This is a genomic window from Desulfocicer niacini (assembly GCF_054657595.1).
On sequence record NZ_BAAHYK010000018.1, the window covers coordinates 13,235 to 30,346 of the forward strand.

The 17,112-nt window shown below is 44.8% G+C and carries 15 protein-coding genes; 1 reads left to right on the top strand and 14 read right to left on the bottom strand.

The features are described from left to right. Window positions 1–300: 300 nt before the first annotated feature. From ACYQ2M_RS11245 to ACYQ2M_RS11305, 13 genes are all read right to left on the bottom strand, one after another. Complete coding sequence (locus ACYQ2M_RS11245) at window positions 301–1,620, bottom strand: hypothetical protein (RefSeq protein ID WP_459916437.1); 1,320 nt, start codon at window positions 1,618–1,620, stop codon at window positions 301–303. A gap of 66 nt (window positions 1,621–1,686) precedes the next feature. Continuing rightward, entirely contained in the window at window positions 1,687–1,872 is a 186-nt protein-coding gene (locus ACYQ2M_RS11250) for a hypothetical protein (protein WP_459916438.1), read from the bottom strand. Between the two features lie 234 nt (window positions 1,873–2,106). Next, entirely contained in the window at window positions 2,107–3,420 is a 1,314-nt protein-coding gene (locus ACYQ2M_RS11255) for a TRAP transporter large permease (protein ID WP_459916439.1), read from the bottom strand. A gap of 3 nt (window positions 3,421–3,423) precedes the next feature. Beyond that, complete coding sequence (locus ACYQ2M_RS11260; protein WP_459916440.1) at window positions 3,424–3,966, bottom strand: TRAP transporter small permease; 543 nt, start codon at window positions 3,964–3,966, stop codon at window positions 3,424–3,426. 68 nt (window positions 3,967–4,034) lie between these two features. Next, window positions 4,035–5,057, bottom strand: coding sequence for a TRAP transporter substrate-binding protein DctP (gene dctP / locus ACYQ2M_RS11265; RefSeq protein WP_459916441.1), 1,023 nt, complete (start codon window positions 5,055–5,057; stop codon window positions 4,035–4,037). Window positions 5,058–5,415: 358 nt separating this feature from the next. Beyond that, complete coding sequence (locus ACYQ2M_RS11270; RefSeq protein WP_459916442.1) at window positions 5,416–7,437, bottom strand: 3-hydroxyacyl-CoA dehydrogenase/enoyl-CoA hydratase family protein; 2,022 nt, start codon at window positions 7,435–7,437, stop codon at window positions 5,416–5,418. Window positions 7,438–7,672: 235 nt separating this feature from the next. Beyond that, complete coding sequence (locus ACYQ2M_RS11275) at window positions 7,673–8,863, bottom strand: thiolase family protein (RefSeq protein WP_459916443.1); 1,191 nt, start codon at window positions 8,861–8,863, stop codon at window positions 7,673–7,675. A 24-nt stretch (window positions 8,864–8,887) separates the two neighbouring features. Next, window positions 8,888–9,421, bottom strand: a complete 534-nt coding sequence (locus ACYQ2M_RS11280) for a hypothetical protein (protein WP_459916444.1) — start codon at window positions 9,419–9,421, stop codon at window positions 8,888–8,890. After that, window positions 9,421–10,083, bottom strand: coding sequence for a nitroreductase family protein (locus ACYQ2M_RS11285; RefSeq protein WP_459916445.1), 663 nt, complete (start codon window positions 10,081–10,083; stop codon window positions 9,421–9,423). Before ACYQ2M_RS11285 ends, ACYQ2M_RS11280 begins: the two co-directional genes overlap by 1 nt. A 47-nt stretch (window positions 10,084–10,130) precedes the next feature. Then, complete coding sequence (locus ACYQ2M_RS11290) at window positions 10,131–11,069, bottom strand: amidohydrolase family protein (RefSeq protein ID WP_459916446.1); 939 nt, start codon at window positions 11,067–11,069, stop codon at window positions 10,131–10,133. A 152-nt stretch (window positions 11,070–11,221) separates the two neighbouring features. Continuing rightward, on the bottom strand, window positions 11,222–11,620 hold the full coding sequence (locus ACYQ2M_RS11295) for a cobalamin B12-binding domain-containing protein (protein WP_459916447.1): 399 nt from the start codon (window positions 11,618–11,620) through the stop codon (window positions 11,222–11,224). A 41-nt stretch (window positions 11,621–11,661) separates the two neighbouring features. Then, window positions 11,662–13,332 carry an acyl-CoA mutase large subunit family protein gene (locus ACYQ2M_RS11300; RefSeq protein WP_459916448.1) on the bottom strand — a complete coding sequence of 557 codons (1,671 nt, stop codon included), beginning with the start codon at window positions 13,330–13,332 and terminating at the stop codon, window positions 11,662–11,664. Between the two features lie 618 nt (window positions 13,333–13,950). Then, window positions 13,951–14,694 carry an SDR family oxidoreductase gene (locus ACYQ2M_RS11305; protein ID WP_459916449.1) on the bottom strand — a complete coding sequence of 248 codons (744 nt, stop codon included), beginning with the start codon at window positions 14,692–14,694 and terminating at the stop codon, window positions 13,951–13,953. A gap of 349 nt (window positions 14,695–15,043) precedes the next feature. Here ACYQ2M_RS11305 and ACYQ2M_RS11310 point away from each other — a divergent pair, with 349 nt between their 5' ends. Further along, a complete protein-coding gene (locus ACYQ2M_RS11310) occupies window positions 15,044–15,682 on the top strand; it encodes a TetR/AcrR family transcriptional regulator (protein WP_459916450.1) in 639 nt (212 codons plus the stop codon). A gap of 93 nt (window positions 15,683–15,775) precedes the next feature. Here the strand turns inward: ACYQ2M_RS11310 and ACYQ2M_RS11315 are convergent, their stop codons facing one another. Continuing rightward, window positions 15,776–17,110, bottom strand: coding sequence for a CaiB/BaiF CoA transferase family protein (locus tag ACYQ2M_RS11315; RefSeq protein ID WP_459916451.1), 1,335 nt, complete (start codon window positions 17,108–17,110; stop codon window positions 15,776–15,778). Between the last annotated feature and the right edge of the window lie 2 nt (window positions 17,111–17,112).

Below are 17,112 nucleotides of genomic sequence, written 5' to 3' on the forward strand. Positions count from 1 at the left end.
GTCATTTTAGTGTTGCCTTTTGGGGTTGGATTTTTATTTCTGATTTTCTTGCGGAAACAACATGAAAATCAGAAATAAAAATCTAAAGCTTAAATATAACGGCCATGGGCAGATTTTATTTTGATCTCGTTCTGTTCACAACGAAGCATGAAAGAGAATTAGGCCTATCTACTTTTTCTTATAAAATAAAATGCTGGAGATAGAACACAGTATAAAAGGTTGATAAATTCAGGAAACCCGCCATTGACAGGTTCCCTGATTACACATGATTATGATCTTATGCGGTTTGGGCCAATCACTTTAAAACATTACTCTCATCCGGATGGTATAAATAGAAGCCGGACCGGGATCTCTGTCGTCCATGAATGATGCATCCACTCTTTCATAGACCCCATGCAGAGAGGTGTGGGCGGTAAGCTGATAACCTGCATATAAAACTAAATTGGTGGCATTGTCAAATTCACCCACAATACCCAGATCGTTGTCTGCTGCAGTCATGTACTGGGCAATTCCCATAAATGTCCAGGAACCAAAACCCGTGTACATTGCGCCGAGGCCTCCACCAATGGAGCCGGCCCCTGTTTTATAGGGATCAAAAACATCTCCTCCACCCAGTGGTCCCCCTTTACATACGATGGCAATGGCGGGCAATCTTGCCGTTATAAGATCATCCCATCCCATGGAGCCACCGGCAAAAATGTCTTTGGTTGCAAAGGGATTACCCATCAATGTGATTTTGGTTTCATCGGAATCGGCGGCACTTGAATACCAGGCATCGGCCATTAAGGTAAACGCATCACCGAATTTTTTGGAGCCATTTAGATTCAATTGGGTACCGGTGTAATCCGTTCCATTTCCATTATCACCACCAAATACGGCCAACTCGCCTTTTACATAGATGTCTCCGAGGTTGCCCCGGGCATATATACCGGCGACACTGGGTTCATCTTTATAGTTGCTTACCCCATCGGTGCTGTCATCTTTTTGCATAACGTAAAAAGCATTGACTTTTAATGAATCGCTTTTATAGCTCAAATCAATGAGAAATCGATCGGTATCTTCATTGGTGCTTCCATCTTCGCTGAGTGCGCTTGTGGCACCCGTTCCGATACTTTCACTGACCTTAATATATCCAAGTCGAAGGCCAAACGGGGTCGGGGTGTTGATATTAAGCTGAATGGCGGGTTGATTGTCCCGGAACACTTGCATTTGCCCTACGTTGACAAATTGCAGTCCCACTCTCAATCTGTACATTTCTTGTGTGATATCAACATATGCACGATCGACCTGAAGCTCGGCACTGTCACCATTTGTAGTGGTATCTCCTGCCCGGACAGAGGCAAATCCCTGATCTTGTCCCCAGATGCCCTCAGCAAAATCAAATCGCAATATCCCTTTGATACCTTTTGAGGCTTCAAACATGGGTTGAACACGAAATCGCTGGTAAAAAAAATTGAGATTATCGCTATCTCCCTGATCTGTTCCGGTTGATGATCTTACTTCATCGAAATCATTTACGCTGAGCCCAACAGCTTCGTAACTTGCTTTTAAGGTCAATTCACTTGCCATAACCGGGGTGATAAACGCCAGTAACAGCAATCCTACCATCATCTTTTTCAATTTTCTCTCCTTTGGTGGCACTGGGTCCATACGATTTCGCACACAAACTATGGTGGCATGAAATCACTAGAAAATATCATCTTCTGTTAATTTTCCAATGCGTGGAACGGTATGAACCCGAAGGCCTTTTCCTGGGTTAAAATAAATTGAGCAGTATGCTCCTATGATATCAGCACTCTTGAGGCTATTTATGTCAAAGAATAGAATATCGTGCTTATCTTTTTCTCCGTCTTCTGCCTTGGGCTTTTCCATACATTAACCACTATGTATGGAAAGCCCTGTCGTGAATACGAATAAAAATCCTGTGCAGTCCGAGATATTATTATTTGCCAATAGCCTAAGCGCAGAATGCTCATATGATCGGCATCCCCATATCAGGCATACCGAATCATTTGATGATCGGATGTTGGTTTTTCCCTCTGAAAATATTAAATATGTGTCAAAAACAAACGGTTTCAAAGGCGAGGTTTAGACAATGTCCAGGTCCTACATCAGACCTGGAAGCCACAACGCTATTTGCGGAAATGTCATGATCAGCAAAATACCAATGATGTCGATGAGGATAAAAGGAAGCGTTGCTTTGTAGATGTCCATCATGGACACATCCGGGGGCACAATGGCTTTCATAACAAATAAAAGAAAGCCGAAGGGAGGCGTTTTCATTGAAATTTCCATGCTTATCAGTGTGATTAAAGCAAACCAGATCTCACTGAATCCCAGATTTTTAACCACGGGAAGAAAAATCGGCATGCTGATCATCATGATGGCAACCGGTTCCATGAAAGTACCCAGCACCAAAATAACGCCTTGCATGATCAGCAGGATTACCAGCGCTGGAACGTCTAATGAGGAGGTGAATTCAACCAGACCTGCGCTGGCACCACTGTACGCCAGAATTTGACTGAAAGCCAGCGATCCTGCCAGTATCATAAACATCATGGAGATGATTTGGAGGGTGCCTGATACTGTTTCATAGATGATTTTTTTGTTTAGTTTTCCGGAACATCCTGCAATTATCAATGATGATAATGCGCCAAGGGCCGAGGATTCCGTGGGGGTTGCGATGCCCAGGAATATAAGCCCGACCACCAGAAAAATAATTGCTGCAAGGGGAATAAAATGTACTAACGTGAAAGTTAATTTTTCTTTTAGGGTGAGGCTTTCTTCTGCCTGATCATGACGAGGTGCCAGGCTAGGATTTAGAACGCATCGCCCGACGATATACATGCAATACATGATCGCCAGGAAGAAACCGGGGATAATTCCGCCCACCAGAATCTTTCCAACGGATATTTGACAGATGGATGCCAGAACAACGGCAAGGGCACTGGGTGGAATGATCATGGCAAGACCACCGCTCATGCATGAACCAATACCGATCCTGTAGCTGTATCCGTTGCGTTTCATTTCCGGCAGCATGGTGGTGCCAAGCATGGCTGTGGTTCCCATGCTGGAACCGCTGAGGCTGGAAAAAAGTGTTCCGGCACCGATGGTTACAAGGCATAATCTTCCGGGAATTTTTCCAAGCCATTTGTTTACAACATTGACGGCATTAAAGGCCAGTCCGGAATGGAACAAAATTTCACCCATAAGGACAAACATCAACACCGGCAACATGGTAAAACTTGACACCGATGTGTAGATGCTGTGAATCATTTGAGCCAGGCCACCCACGCCCCCCCATAGAAGATAGCTGCCGATGATATTGAGCAAGAGAAAGCAGAAGGCAACGGGCAAGCCTGTTGCCAGAACTAAAATCAGCGCACCAAAGATGAGCATTAAAACAGTATACCACTCCATTTGTTAAACTCCTTTTTCCGTGACTGATTTTGTTTGTGTGTCATGGGGGTATTTTCTGATAAGTTGAAATTTCGTGAATGCCTGTCTGAAAAATTCCAGAGTCATCAATAGAGCGCCTATGGGGATAATGGCATAGAGTATCCATTTGGGTATACTAAGCGTCTGAATGGATAGAATGTTTCGAGAAAAATTATCCAATGTTACCATAAGGCTGAACCATGTTAGAATTGCGCAGGATAAGCCACCCACAACTGAGGTAAAGACTCTCATTACTTTTTGTTTGTATTCGGAAAGCCAGGAGAGAAAAAGATCGACCCGCACATGTCCGTTTTTGCGTAGCAGCCATGTGGCGCTTAGAAAGGTGATGTATATGAGCAGATATTCGCAAATCTCCAGAATCCAGGCAGGGGGACTGGAAAAAATATAGCGCATAATCACCAAGTAACAAATCAATACCATGATGGCTATGGAAAAAAGCCCGGCGATAAATGCCATACCGTCCACAATCAGGTCGAAGATGCGGGCCATTGTTTCGAAAAGTTTCATCTGCCAGTCCTTTTTAAAGAATCGTTTACGGCTTCACCGAAAATGTTGGTGAAGCCGATATCCAAGAATTATTTTTCTGTCAGCTTCCGAAATTTTGGAGCGTATTCAGGGTCTCGTTCATTTAAAATGTTCCAGGTTACTTCCTGGGACAGAGTCTCAATTTTTTCAGCATCTGCGGCAGATAAAGAGATCACCTGCATGCCACCTTTTGTGGCAGCCTCTTTTTCCTGTTGGACAAGCTCATCGAGCATGCCGTTGCCAACGACTTCCATTTCCTGCATGGTGTTATGCAATATCGCCTGCAGATCCTGGGGCAATTTATTGAATTTATCCAGGTTAACAGCCACCGTGGCCTCGCCTCTGAAAACAGTGGGTTCGATCATGTAATTGGTTACTTCATTCCATCCAAAGGACACCGAACCGACTTCCAGCCACATATATCCATCCACAACATTACGCTGCAGTGCCGTATAAAGTTCCGGCGGGGGGATCATCATGGGGCTTGCGCCCAATGCTTCGATGAATGGCGCATAAAGCGGCATCACGCGGATGGTTTTACCTTTCAGGTCATCCAGTGTTTTGATTTTGTCCACGGTGAAAAGTTGAAAACGAATGTTTGTGTCCCAAAAACCAAGATGTTCCGCGTTGCAATTCTTTCTAAATACCTTCTGCCATAGATCATAGGCTCCGGAGGCCCTTTCCTCGGGGGCCGTTAACCGGGAAAGCCCTTTACAGTCCGCCACAGGTAGAATGGGGCGAAAGTAAGAGGTGGGAATATATAAAATCATATCGATCATTCCCATTCTCAAGGCTTCCGGCTGGTCAAAACCCTTCATTACTTCGGGACCGCCGATCCATTTTATTTCCAAACGTCCCTGGGAAGCGTCCTTAACACGTTTGATAAATTCCGGAATGGGTTTGTAGGTAATGTGGTTCTTGGGAAATGCCGTGATTGCCTTCAGTACAATGGGCTTGTCACCGCAGTTTCCTTGGAGTGGCATTGCCAGCATGAAAAAAAACAAAACAAATACACCCGTTACTAAAGGTTTCAAAATCCGGTGGAGCTTAGACTGTACATGAAAGCGTTCCATTGGCAACGTTCTCCTCTTCTTATTGTTGTTTATATGAAAGAGTAGATAGGTTTAACATTCTTTCATACTTCGTTGGGGGCAGAACCGAATCAAAATAAGGTCTGCACGTGGCGTTGATAAATTTAGATATCCTTTAAAAGTGCTTAATACTTTTTGCGCCAATCCCTCATTTGTAGACGCTTAGTCCCAAACGATGGTAAAATACTGTTGGGGTTGTTTGAAGGATATCTAAAGTTATGGAAAAAATGATATGCTTCATTTCCACTTTACACTTCCCAGAGCAATATCTCCATTTTGAGGGTTCGTTTTCAAAAAGGTGTAAACTGGTTTTTAAATCATATGAAGGATATCGAAAAAATTATTTAAAATTAGGTTTGCGTCTTTCCTGGAAGGCACGTATCCCTTCCGTTGCGGCGGCTGTACAGGATATTTTTCCAGCACCCTGGAAATTAATGTCCATGGCCTTGGTTAAAGAATCCGCTGCTGCTGCATTGGAGATTGTTTCTGCTGCTATGGTAACCGCTTCCGGACTGAGTAAAAGTTTGCCTGCTGCGGGGCTGTCTGAAACAGCGATTTTCGGAATGCTGATCGGGCCTTGTTCCGTTTTGGGAATATTTCCCTGCAGCCGGTTAACTTCTGCCAGGGCGGTTTTAATAAGGTCGGGGAAATTGTTTTCAATTTTTGAAATCATGCCCACTTCCAGCAGCTGAGCACTGGTGGCTCTTTGGGCGGAACAGATCATTTCATTAAACAGGGAAGCACCTGCGGGCCATCGGCGGTAGGGAATAACACATCCACCCATGCCCGGCAGAATGCCCAGGGTAATTTCAGGAAACTGGAAAACCGCACGTTCCATGGCCACCAGGCTATGACATCGAATGGCCAGCTCCAGTCCTCCACCCAGTGCCATGCCGTTAACGGCAGCCACCACCGGTTTGGGACAGGTTTCAATAACCGATAATAGTTCGGAAGGGATCTGGGCCAGTTTAACGGCTTCATCGTGATTACCCAGGGTTTCGGGAAAACTGCCGATATCCATACCGGCGGAGAAGGCATTTTGTCCGTAGCCGGTCAGAATGATTCCCTTTACAGAAGCGTCCTCAGCGAATTTTTTTACGGCCGTATTCAGTTCTTCTATAATTTCCGTGTTAAGAGCGTTCATGGCCTGGGGACGACGTATGGTGATAATTTTCACACCATCGATTTCATCAATTAAGAGGAAACGATAAAATTCCTGGTAGGCGGATAAGGGGTTTTTGGCTGTGGGGAATCCGGGGCGGCTTTTTTCATAAGCTGCCATGATACGTGCCACCTCTTTTTCTCCAAGGCTGCGCATGATGTCAAAGGAGCCGGCTTTAAATCCAAGGGCGATCTGGCATCCAAAGTTAAGATCTTGCATGGTACCGATGCCCCGGTCTGCTATGTCCACGGATTGGGAGAACAAAAGACCCAGCATGCGGTCTCGAACATTGGCTTTTTGTTCAACGGCGATATCGGTTTTTGTTCCGGGACGTCCCACTGCCCATTTTTCCACGGAACGGAAAATGGCAGCCGGGCGATAACACTCTCCTTCTTCCATTTTGCGGGTATTGGCTTCATGGATGAGGGGGTTTCCATTGCCCATATTAAGGACAAAGAAAGGCCCTGCATGGACAAATTCTTCGGCAACGGTATTGATCTGGGCAGCCGTGGCAACATCCAGGAGATGACCGGCTTCATTACACCAGTTTTCAAAAATTCGATTAAACATGAAACTGATCACATTATCGGTGATTGCCGGTGCTTTACCGGTTTGCCCGAAGAACCAGAATAGATAATCAATGGTTTCCTGGCTTGCTTTGGGCCAGTTAATGACTTCCACCGCAGGACTTCTCCAGGCCGGTGCAAAAAAATGTGTTACGGTGCACCGTTCCGGGTGCTTCATGTTCGTAAAAATGCGGTCAGCAGGAATGGAGCTTGTGTTGGAGGTAAGAAAGGCATCCGGACTGACGATTTCTTCCAGCTGTTGAAAAATTTTTCTCTTTAGATCCAGATTTTCCGTGGCCGCTTCTATGACGATCCTGCAATTTTTTATCAACTGATAATCTGTGCTGAAAATAATGTTTTCAAGTACGGCTTCGGCTTGTTCCGGTGTGATTTTTTTACGATCAACAGCTTTTGAAGCATATCCGGCAAGGCGTTTTTTTGCTTTTTCCAAAGGGGCTTCCGCCACATCAATAACGTATAGTTTTCGATCCGGAAGTGCATTTTTAAGATAATAACCGATATCCGGTCCGATGGTGCCTGCGCCGATCACTGCCATCTCATCCGGCAATGGAAACGAGGGAGTGATGAGTTGAGGATTCATATGGGACGGATAAATTTTTTTTCCCGTTTGCATTCTTTTGCTCCTTTTTTTATCAATGGACATTGATCGACAATGTCGGATACCCGTCATAGGTAATGGCCGATGATGCCTGTGTTTATGTTTTTGCTGCAGTGTGTTTGGGGGGCTTGATCATATTATCCGGGGATGCCGTTGTGATCAAGCCCATCCATGTTGTTTAATGCCTGCGCTGAGGAAACCGACGTTTGTGCTTTTTCTTCCCGAGTCGGCATCACATACACGCTGTAAATTAAGAGACTTTCAATACCAGGCCTGCAGCTGTGTCACCGGCAGCACATCCTGCAAATAATCCATAGCCACCGCCTTTGAGGACTAGTTCTTCAATCATTTCAATCATGCATCGCATGCCGGTGGGACCCTGGGGATGACCGAAAATCAATGAACTGCCGTAGTTGTTGAAAATGGCATCATCAATTCCCATTAATTTGGCCATGACAATATCATTAACGCTAAATGGGTTATGGGTTTTAACTGAAGACAGATCAGATACTTTGATTCCTGCCTTTTCCAGTGCCATTTCTGCGCAAGGGGTTACTGCTGCAGCCATATGGGCTTTTTTAGCCCTGGAATAACCAAAGGAGAGCAACTGAATGGTGATATTGGAATCGGTGGAGAATTCAACGGCTTTTTCCTGGGTGGTGACGATCATACCTGCATTTCCGTCTGCAGGATGGGTCTGGGCACCAAAGGTCAGTATGCCGTCGGGTACCACAGGACGCAGACGCTGCAACCCTTCCTGGGTGCAGGGGGTAATGCCCTCATCTTCTTCCACCATTATTGATTTTTTTCTGGAGATCTTAACTTCAACAGGCAGCATATACCGTTTCTGAAATTCACGATCATTGTCCAGCGCTTTCAAATATTTTTCGTAGCGGTTAATGGCCATGGCATTGGATTCTTCCAGGGTAACGCCATGCTCTTTACCCACATTTTCCGCTGTCTGAAGGGCGGAAACGCCTGCCACGGGATCTTCATTAAACCCATCAAGCATCCAGCTTTCATATTCGGGAGCACCACCCATGCCGTTGGGTTTCTGCCAGAGCAAACTTGGTGAATTGGAGCAACGATCCATGGTTGCCACCAGCATGGTCTCATAGGCACCGGTTTCGATGGAGCCGACTGCATCTTTTACTGACACTGCAGAAGTTGCACATGCCTGTGCCATCAGCGGGCCACTGATCTTGTCATTGCCGATCAGCGATGCATAACGGGGGGGGACAAAGAACCACTTGTGCTGGGGAACCGTAGTACCGACCACCACACCGTCAAAGACCTCCGGCGAGATGCCTCTTTTTTCAAGAAAAACTTTAGTCGTGGCAGCAGCGCAGTCAACGGCATTTACGGTTTGCAGTTTTCCCTGCCAGCGGCAGAAAGGGGAGCTCCAGTATCCGCCATAGGGAATGTAGCTGTTTTGAAACATTAATGTACCTCCTGATTATTGTTTTTAAGCGTCACAGATAACGGTCTTCCATTCATCCTGTTCATCCACCAGCTGACATTCCGAGGACCAGTCACAAACATTACCAATTTTTTCAGGTGTTTCAAAGATACCACATTTCAGAACACATTCATTAGAATTTTCATCTATTTCAACATCCGCCACATAGGTGGTTTCGAAATTTAATTTTTCGATCAATTGATCTAAGATCATATTGATGATGGGGCAATTATATGGTTTGATGCCTCGTTTTTTAAGAATGACTTCTTTGGGCATGTGAAGACATCCTTTGATTTTGACATAAAGCAGAATGTCATTTCCACGAATGGAGTATGAAATCTTTTCCGTAAAACCTGCGGCAACAATTTCCCGGATAGAGTTTTCAATGATTTCTTCGGGTGTGCTTCCCTGAATGTTTTTGGACTGGATGAAATCTACACCAATAAATTCCGTTTTCCAGCAGGCACAATCAGATAGTTCATGGTAGAAAAGTTCTTCGGTTCTGGCCATCACTTCGTTGAAATATTGTGTTTTATCCATTAGGGTCTCTCCTGGTTACCAAATTTTTCCCAATATACAAGATCTTTTAACGGATATTTGGGGCGTGGGTGTTTGCGTTGTTCTTTGGGCCATCCGATGGCGATATAACAAATGACTTTATAAGCGTTCATTTCATGGGGGACGCCCAGAATTTTTTTAAACTTGATGGCATCCCGGGAAGTTGCCACCGGACCGTGTACCCAGCATGCTCCCAAACCAAGGGAATGGGCTTCAAGCAAAATATTTTCAGCGGCTGCGGATAAATCATAGGGAACATCCACGGAGCCCACCTGCAGGTCACCTAACAGGGCGATGATCACCGGAGCCTGTTTGCAGAATTCCGAAACCTCACCGGAGTACATGAAGCGTAAAACTTCGGCACGTTTCTCAGGGTCTGCTATCTTTTCAAAGCGTTTTTGCATTTGACCCAGACAATACCAGGATGTCATGCGTGATCCGCTGCCCACCTTGGAGAGATCGCCGATCTGGTTTTTTATTTCCTGATCCCGAATGACAATGAAGCGCCAGGGCTGGTAGTTTTCACCTGTGGGAGCCCAGCGGGCCGCCTCTAAAATTTTATCGATCATCTCTTCGGGTACAGGGTCCTCTTTGTACCTCCGGATGCTTTTTCGACTGGTTAATATGTCCAGTATATCTTCCATGGTTTATCTCCTACGTCCTTTTATTCTGGTTGATATTACAATCTTAATCAGTTAAGGCGTAAAACCTTTTTCGCTGACTCGCCCAGGATCATTTCAATTTCTTTGTCGGTGAATTCAATATCTGTTTCGCGATTTTTAAATGCCTGGACCCACTCTTTCAGGGGGCACATAAGGTTGGGATAGAGGGCATCTGTGGCAAACAAAATTTTGTCTGCGCCTGCCAGATCAATGATATCTCTAAGCCACTGATAGAAACGGGGTTTGGGCCATTTTTTATAAGGTTTCTGCCACAGGGAGAGGTCCACATAAACGTTGGGTAACCATACGGCAGCGGTAATTGCTTCCTGCCACCATGCCACATCTCCGCAATGGGCAAAGATAAAATCCGTTTCAGGGAAACGGGCCGCAGCTGATGCAAAATAAGCAGGTCTTGAACATTCCCATCGCAGGGCCGGGACGGAGTTGGGTGCACCGCCGGTGTGTACCATGATGGGGATATTCCATTCGGCCGCCTTTTCGTATACCCAGTAGCAGCAAGGATCATCGGGCATGTAACCGACGCCTGCATGGAGTTTAAACCCTTTCATTCCCCATTCTTGATATGCCTGCTCACAATGTTTCAGTGCGCCGGGACGACGGGGGTCAATGGCCATGAAAGGAATCAAGCGGCCTTCATGCCGTTTGGCTGCATCTGCATAAAGTTTGTTCTGATCAAAGGCATGGATGGGTGCTTCTCCGAACAATAGACCGTAATCCACTGGAAAGATAACGGTTTTATCAACGCCGGCTTCGTCCATCTCTTCAACGATATTATCTGCATGGGGATCTATCCAGGGACGGATAACCTTGTCGGTGAAGTCTTTTGGGCTAATATTTGTGCCGTGGGTCTTATTATACATCATAACAAAGCTTTTTTGCGCGCCTCTAATGTATTTTCCTTGAACAGTGCCTTTAACAATCATATGCCTGTGTACATCGATTACCATAAGGTTTCTCCTTATAAGTTTGTTTTTCTCGGATTGATTTGAGTGTACCTTTTTTGCGTGATTTTCTCCCTCTCAAGTATTAAAAAACACTTTGGGGACGAGGTGCCGAGCAGGCTCTTTCCCCCAGTTTAATCTACAAAGGGTACACTCGATTAATTTAACCGATTTTTCATAAATTCCACAATTTCGTCAATGGGGGTTCCCGGCAGCATAACCTTGTGAACTCCCCAGTTTAGAATGGTGTCGACCTGCTGGGGAAGAATGATTCCCCCCACAATGACTGGAATATCTTCCCTTCCTTGTTCCTTGAGCTCTTTCATGAAGTTTGGGAGGATCACCATATGATCACCGGCAAGGAAACTCAAACCAATGGCATCCACGTCTTCCTGGATCGCGGCAGTTACGGTGCCCTGCACACTTTGTCTGATGCCGGTATAGATGACCTCCAGGCCGGCATCTCTCAAGCCTCTGGCCACGACTTTTGCGCCGCGATCATGGCCATCCAAACCAATTTTTGCAATTAAAATACGTATTTTTCTTTCTTCCATCATTTTCGCAACCAGCCTCACTGCTTGGGGTGATATCAATTGTGTTAAATGGTCAAAGGTGCCTTATACTCACCCCATTGATCCCTCATAATCCGGCATATTTCACCAATGGTTGCATAGCTTCGGACGGATTCAATGATAAACGGCATGAGATTTTCATCCTTGGGGATGGCATCGGCAAGCGCTTTGAGTGCATTTTCTACTTTTTGATTGTCACGTCTGGACTTCAATGCCTTTAGTTTTTCTTTTTGATGCGTTTCCACATTTTCATCTATCTCAAAGATATCCTGCTGATCCATTTCGTTTTCTTCATCCATTTGAAAACGGTTTAAACCAACGATGACCCTTTCTCCGGATTCTACTTTCTTTTGAAAGGCAATGCTTGATTCCTGAATTTCACGATAAACATACCCGTTTTCAATGGCGTTGATCATGCCTCCCATTTCATCAATGGTGTCCAGACAGGTTGAAATCTGTTTTTCAATTTCGTCGGTGAGTGATTCAACATAATAGGAGCCTCCCAGGGGATCGATGGTATTACACAGACCACATTCATGGGCCAGAATCTGCTGGGTTCTCAATGCAATACGGGCTGAATTTTCTGAGGGGATGGCATATCCTTCATCCCAACAGGCCGAATGTATGGCTTGATGACCACCTAAGATTCCCATCAGGGCATGCATGGTTACACGAACGATATTGTTAATAGGCTGCTGGGTTACCAGGGTTGATCCGCAGGAACCGCTGAAGATTCGGAATTGATAGCTTTTGGGGTTCTTCGCTTTGAAGCGGTCTTTCATTATACGGGCAAACAGTCTGCGCGCAGCCCGGTATTTAGCCACCTCCTCAAAAAGATCCATATAACAGCCCAGACTGTAGGAAAGTCGGGGGGCAAAGGAATCAATATCAAGGCCCCGTTCACATGCTTTTTCGATATAGGTGATTGCATCGGCGATGGTAAATGCCACTTCCTGAATGGCCGTGGCCCCGGCTTCCCGGAAATGGTAACCGGCAATGTTGAGGGTGTTCCAGCGTGGCACATGTTCGGAACAGTATTCTACGATATCCAGTGCCAGACGCAGACTGGGTTTCGGTGGAAAAATATAAGTTCCGCGTGCGATGAACTCTTTTAAAATATCATTTTGGGTGGTTCCCATCAGACGATCCGCAGAAACACCTTGTTTTTCCGCCACAACAATATAAAGGGCCAGCAGTATGGGTGCCGTCGCGTTAATGGTCATGGAAGTAGATACCTTGTCTAAAGGAATGCCTTTAAAAATGATTTCCATATCTTCCAATGAATCCACAGCGACACCCACCCGTCCAACGGAGCCTTCGCAGAGCGGATCATCCGAATCGTATCCCAGCTGGGTGGGAAGATCGAAGGCCATGGACAGCCCCACCATCCCCTGATCAAGAAGATAACGATAACGTTTGTTGGTGTCTTCGGCCGTTCCAAAACCTGCGTAATTACGCATTGTCCAGTGTCTTCCTCGGTACATGGTTGGATACACGCCGCGCGTATAAGGGTACTGCCCGGGAAAGCCTTCATCGTTGGAGTAATCATGACTTTCCAGATCTTCGGGGGTGTACAGACGTTTTACCGGGATTCCGCTTTCTGTGGTGAAGTGTTCTTTGCGTTCCGGGGATTTTTCCAACACCTTTGCAACGGTGGTTTTTTCCCATTGCTCTTTCTGTGTGCGAAGGTTCTGCATAAAAAAATACTCCAATAGAAATTCTAATTTAATGATAGGGTGAGCATTACGTTGACCATTTTATGAATTGACATGTGACGATAATTAAAAAAAATATTGAACACACAGGCATTTTTCACATGATCCCGAAAGCATTTTGCTGTCTTTTGGGAAAAAGCTCCTGTACGTGGGAATAGATCTGAAAAAGTGTTGTGTTTTTGAGGGGTGCCCAAAAACAAATCAATATTAAGACCAAATTTTGATAATACTTACAGGATCTTTTTCTATGTCTAATTAATACTTAACACCCATGAAACGACTTTTTTCTTTAAATAATTTTATATTTAATGAAATTCAAAAATGATGTCAAGTTAATTTTATCGTGTTATGTCGGGGGGTATCTAGATGTTTTGACATAAATCACTGATTTTAAATGTATAATCGATTATTAAATATTTTTTTTAATAGAAAAAAAAGCGTTTTTTTGGTGTGTTAATTTAATGAAATATGTCTATTTCATTAAATTTAGCCAAGTGGTTGAGATGGATTGATTACAAGTTTGAGGGCTGTGTTGACCTGTAAGTTGCAGGGGGGATACTTCAGGATGAAGGTGTTAATGCGGGGTTAAATGTCGGGGTTTTATATCAACATAGCCCCACCATCAATCACCACGGATATTCCTGTTATATAAGGGCTTCCCATCAGATAAATATATGCGTCAGCTACTTCTTTGGGCGAAGCAATTTTTCCAGCAGGAAACTGTTGGGCATATTTCTCAATTTCTGGCGATTTAGGTGCAACAAAACCGGGACTTACAACATTAACTCTTATTGGTGCCAATTCTACTGCCAACGACCGACAAAATGCTTCGGTGGAACTGTTGATAATGGTCATAGTTGAAAAGTTTTTGAAAATCTTTTCACCAGCGATACCGGTGGTCATCACAATGCTACCATCTTGGCTAATGTGACCTTGTGCCTTCTGGATAAGCTGGTATTGACCCCAAAATTTTGATTCAAATGCCATTTTCGCCTGTTCAAAACTAGTTTTGACAAAGGGTGCCGGGGTTATCTCTGGCCTTGTGGTAATGACAAGATGATCGATACCCCCAATTTTTCTTAATTGAGTTTTTGTTTCGATTTCGGATGTCACATCAAAAGAATATGTCTCGATCTCAGGACCAACAATAGCAGCTAAAGTATTATGGTTTTTTACGGCGTTTCTGGAAGCTATAATAACTTTGCCACCCGCTTTGAATGCCTGTTTTGCAACAGCGAGGCCGATGCCAGAACTGCCACCGACTATAAGTATTCTTTTGTCTTGTAATGAATTATTCATTGTTCTCTTTTGGCCCCTAACAAGTGCTTGTGCAGTTCTGCACATCCCACACTCCTATGATATTTTTGTTTTGTGCCGGGCGCGGCACACGTCTTAAAGGCGAGCCTACACCTTAGAATCATGAAGGTCAAGGCAGGTCCCAAATCCAGCCTGATGGAGGCGGGTCAAAGACGCGAAGCTGCAACAAAAACACAATTTCAGATAAAACTTCAGTACGCTGAGCAATAGAATTTTGAAAAAACGATCATAATAAAGACGAGGGAAGATTATTTACTGTTGAAAGTCTGACCGGTTTCAACACCCTTTATTTGTCTTGCGAATTTAAAAAAAATTTTATATTTATTTGGTCGATCATATAATTTATGAACTTCATTCAAAATAGACGGGATATGATATGGGTATTTATGAGCGTAAACTACGAGAAAAAGAAAATAGAAAGCAGGAAATACTGACTGCGGCACATAAGGTTTTTTCAGATAAAGGATTTAATCGTGCGACAATGGAAGAGATTGCTACCCAGGCCGAATTGAGTCCGGGAGCATTGTATCTCTATTTTAGAAGTAAGGAGGAGCTCCACGCATCGTTGTCCATTGATATGTTGGGACAATTGAGCCGTGAAACTCAAAAGGCTATGAATGAGGATATTTCATTTGAAAAGAAAATCATGAAATTCGGGGATGTCTTCATTGACATGTATGATTATGATCCCAATATCCTGATTAATTTATTCCACCTTCAGGCTGGTGAAACATTGCTCCATCTTTCAGATGAAGCTCTGGATCAGTTAAAAGAATTTTCTGTTCAAGCCCATACGGCTATTGCGGAGGTGTTAAGAAAGGGAATTGAAGCGGGTGTGTTTATTGATGAAAATCCGGTGGTGCTGGCGGATATCCTTTGGGCATCCTATTCCGGTGTGGTGCTCTGGGTGGATTCCAAACGTATGCTCAGTGATAATAAGAAAAATTTTGTAAAATCAACCTTGCAAACAACCTTTAAAATTATTGTTCAGGGTCTTAAAGCCAAACAAAAATAAGAGAAGTGTTCCTGATTCTTTTACCCCAAAATTAAAAATTAACCAAAGCCAGGCCCCTCCTTGGAGGGGCCTGTTTAACAATTTCTGCCTGCTTTATATCACTCCTGCATTTTTAAGTTTCTTCAGTTTTGAAGGTCCGAATCCGAAATGTTTCAGGTAGGTATGTTCATTGTCATAGCCCACTGGCCGACACAGCCATTTGGTTCGTATGGGTGTTTTTGTCATTTTATGCTGGGCTTGTGCCGCCACGATATCGCCGTATACCGGATCCATGACAGGGGTAAAAACGCCTCTTTCCATCCAATTTTCATCTTTCATGGTGTCCAAGGGAGAGCACACCGGTGCCACTACAGGTGAGATCGGTGCCAGGCGGCCGCTTTTGCCGTATTCTATGGCCATGTCCACCAATTGTTCGCTGGTATATTTTTGCGTTTCGGCAAAGACAAGGGCCGACCATTTTAGTTGCTGTTCTTTTGGGGTAAAAAGAGTTAAGTCTTTCCAGTCCTCTGCGCCCCATTCGTCCCATTTGCCGATGATATCGACAAAGGCCTGCCACATTTCCAGCCTTAATCCCCCCAGGAAAACGGCACCATTTTTGGTGGGGGCAAAGCAATATAGCCAAGAGCCTGTATCCAGGTTCCCAAACCGCTCGGAGACAAAATTAGAGCCGTAATACCACACCGGGTTGATATCATCAAAACGGGCATAGGATTCCGATGTGGACACATCAAGGGCCTGACCTTCTCCACTTGATTCCCGCCAGTGAACGGCTGCCAGGATACCCACCGCCATAAAGGTTGCGGGTTGAGCCCATCCAATCCACGGACCTGCTTTGGTGGGGACGGCCCAGGGGCAGTCATCATAGGTCTTTCCTTCGGGCATGATTGCACCGGTAGCTCTCTGAATTCCTGATTTTGCCTGGATGATATTGTCGTAATCCGGCATTCGGCTTTGGCTCAAAGGACCAAACTGACCATTGGCTGTAATGGAAGCAAATATTAACCTGGGGTTGATTTCTTTCAATTGCTCATAGCCGATACCCCAGTCATCCATGACCCCTGGTAGAAATGTTTCGATGAGTATATCTGCCTGATTTACAAGCCCTTTTAAAATTTCACGGCCTTCAGGATCTTTCAGATTTAAGGTGACGTGTGATTTATTTCGGCCCTCCGTCAAATAATTGAGGCCTTCTCCTTTGTGCAATATGCCATAGGGGGTACAGGTTCTGATAAAATCACCCTCCGGTGGTTCGATTCTTATGACCTGGGCGCCGAATTCGGCTAAAAGAGAAGAGCAATAGCAGCCGGCAAAGCTTTTATAGCTTAAATCCAGTACCGTAAGATCATCCAGGGCTTCAGGTTTAACATGTGCCATTCGCGGGTCACTGTTATATTTAGCCCAATCATTCCAGTTTTTTCCGGTGTCCATGG

Coding starts and splice junctions, on each gene's coding strand:
- ACYQ2M_RS11285 (WP_459916445.1), bottom strand. CDS start 10,083: ATGGAAGATATACTGGACATATTAACCAGTCGAAAAAGCATCCGGAGG.
- ACYQ2M_RS11270 (WP_459916442.1), bottom strand. CDS start 7,437: ATGCAAACGGGAAAAAAAATTTATCCGTCCCATATGAATCCTCAACTC.
- ACYQ2M_RS11280 (WP_459916444.1), bottom strand. CDS start 9,421: ATGGATAAAACACAATATTTCAACGAAGTGATGGCCAGAACCGAAGAA.
- ACYQ2M_RS11315 (WP_459916451.1), bottom strand. CDS start 17,110: ATGGACACCGGAAAAAACTGGAATGATTGGGCTAAATATAACAGTGAC.
- ACYQ2M_RS11305 (WP_459916449.1), bottom strand. CDS start 14,694: ATGTGCAGAACTGCACAAGCACTTGTTAGGGGCCAAAAGAGAACAATG.
- ACYQ2M_RS11290 (WP_459916446.1), bottom strand. CDS start 11,069: ATGGTAATCGATGTACACAGGCATATGATTGTTAAAGGCACTGTTCAA.
- ACYQ2M_RS11295 (WP_459916447.1), bottom strand. CDS start 11,620: ATGATGGAAGAAAGAAAAATACGTATTTTAATTGCAAAAATTGGTTTG.
- ACYQ2M_RS11300 (WP_459916448.1), bottom strand. CDS start 13,332: ATGCAGAACCTTCGCACACAGAAAGAGCAATGGGAAAAAACCACCGTT.
- ACYQ2M_RS11255 (WP_459916439.1), bottom strand. CDS start 3,420: ATGGAGTGGTATACTGTTTTAATGCTCATCTTTGGTGCGCTGATTTTA.
- ACYQ2M_RS11260 (WP_459916440.1), bottom strand. CDS start 3,966: ATGAAACTTTTCGAAACAATGGCCCGCATCTTCGACCTGATTGTGGAC.
- ACYQ2M_RS11310 (WP_459916450.1), top strand. CDS start 15,044: ATGGGTATTTATGAGCGTAAACTACGAGAAAAAGAAAATAGAAAGCAG.
- ACYQ2M_RS11275 (WP_459916443.1), bottom strand. CDS start 8,863: ATGTTTCAAAACAGCTACATTCCCTATGGCGGATACTGGAGCTCCCCT.
- ACYQ2M_RS11250 (WP_459916438.1), bottom strand. CDS start 1,872: ATGGAAAAGCCCAAGGCAGAAGACGGAGAAAAAGATAAGCACGATATT.
- dctP (WP_459916441.1), bottom strand. CDS start 5,057: ATGGAACGCTTTCATGTACAGTCTAAGCTCCACCGGATTTTGAAACCT.